The sequence below is a fragment of the Pantoea sp. B9002 genome (assembly GCF_013385945.1).
Lineage (GTDB): Bacteria > Pseudomonadota > Gammaproteobacteria > Enterobacterales > Enterobacteriaceae > Pantoea.
The window spans coordinates 1-392 of the sequence record NZ_JACAPA010000124.1; the positions used below are offsets into that span (position 1 = coordinate 1).

1 pseudogene is annotated in these 392 nt (G+C 64.0%); it reads right to left on the reverse strand.

The features are described 5' to 3' along the window. Positions 1 to 392, reverse strand: a pseudogene (locus tag HX773_RS25490) (MFS transporter); the annotation flags it as partial.

Consider the following 392-nt stretch of genomic DNA (forward strand, 5'->3'; position numbering starts at 1 on the left):
ACGGCAAATACCGCGTAGCCCAGGCCGCCAATGGAATGCTCGACGCCACGTACCTGGGTGAGAAACACCGCGCTCCAGTCGAGAATCGCGCCCTCGGCCAGAAAGGCAAACAGACACAACACCCCCAGCACCAGGACTTTTCCACTGGGCCTGACAAATGCCGGACTGCCCTCCTCGCCACTGCGCCCGAGCATCTGCCGCCCGTAGGTCAGCACGAACGCCGCCAGAGCCGTCATCACCGCAGCGCTGGCCTGCAGCGGCGTGGCGCCAAGCCAGAGCAAGGCCGTGATCCCCGCGGCACTGACAATCGTACCCAGGCTGAACAAGCCATGAAAGCCGGACATCAGTATGCGACCGGTCGCGCGCTCGACCATCACGCCCTGCACATTCAT